Origin of the sequence: Mesorhizobium sp. M8A.F.Ca.ET.207.01.1.1, from assembly GCF_004794715.1 — a bacterium.
Taxonomy (GTDB): domain Bacteria; phylum Pseudomonadota; class Alphaproteobacteria; order Rhizobiales; family Rhizobiaceae; genus Mesorhizobium.
This window is the reverse complement of sequence record NZ_SRUS01000103.1, coordinates 1-428: the sequence shown is the minus strand read 5'-3', so window position 1 is coordinate 428 and position 428 is coordinate 1. Positions and strand designations below refer to the sequence as shown.

Here is a 428-nt window from a genome sequence, read left to right as displayed (position 1 = left end):
GCGCCAAGAACGGCAGCCAGCAGTTATATGCACAGCCGATCGGTGGCGGCACCCCGCGCCAGCTGACCGACTTCCCTGTGGACGTGGACAGCTATCACGTGTCGCCGCAGGACGACCGCGTGCTGTTCAGCGCCGGCGTGTTCCAGGCCTGTGCATCGGACCTGGCCTGCACCGAGAAGAAGCTGAAGGACGTGGCCGGCGCCAAGGCCAGCGGCAAGGTCTTCGATTCGCTGTTCGTGCGCCACTGGGACACCTGGAACGACGGCCGCCGCAACACCCTGTTCGTCGCGCCGCTGCCGACGGCCAAGGCCGGCGCGGTCAAGGGCGCTTCGGCGCTGAGCGCGACCATCGACGGCGACGCCCCGTCCAAGCCGTTCGGTGGCAATGATGACTTCGCGTGGTCGCCGGATGGCGCCAGCGTGGTGGCC

The 428-nt window shown here is 68.7% G+C and carries 1 protein-coding gene; it reads left to right on the top strand.

What is annotated here, in order from left to right; genetic code table 11:
- Positions 1-428, top strand: a 428-nt coding sequence (locus EN850_RS33660; RefSeq protein WP_210238006.1) for a hypothetical protein, incomplete at both ends; no start/stop codon positions are given.